The sequence below is a fragment of the Neisseria sp. P0021.S006 genome (assembly GCF_051956895.1).
In genome coordinates, this window is record NZ_JBQCWZ010001191.1 from 1 (window position 1) to 464 (window position 464).

Genomic DNA, 464 nt, shown 5'->3' on the forward strand with positions numbered 1-464 from the left:
TTGTTGGTTGGGGTTTTGTTGGTGTTGGGGGTGTGTGGTGTGTTGTTGGGTGTGTTGTTTGTGTTGGTGGTTGGGGTGGTCGGGTGGGTTGGGTTTGGTGTGTTGTTGGTGGTTTTTTTTGAAGTGTTGGTTTTTTTATTGTGTTTGTTGTTTGGTGTGTGTGGGGTTGTTGGGGTGGGGGTTAGTGGGGTGGTTGGTGTTGGGTTGGGTGTTTGTGTGGGTTGTGTTTGGTTTTTGTTTGTGTTGGTTGTTTTTTTGTTGGTTGGGGTGGGTGGGTTGGTGTTTGGGGGGGTTGGTGGTGTGGGGGTTGGTGTGGTGTTGGTGGTTGTGGGTGTTTTTGTGGGTGTTTTTGGTTGGTTGTTGTTTTGTGTGTTGTTGTTGGGTGGGTTGGGGGTGGGTGTGTGGGTGTTGTGGTTTGGGGTTTTGTTTGGTGGGTAGTTGTTGGGGTGTCGGGTGGTTGGGGT

The 464-nt window shown here is 50.4% G+C and carries 1 protein-coding gene; it reads right to left on the reverse strand.

The window, feature by feature from the left end; all coding sequences use genetic code 11:
• A partial coding sequence (locus ACTHUM_RS19410; protein WP_440403928.1) for a hypothetical protein occupies positions 1 to 464 on the reverse strand: 464 nt, incomplete at both ends.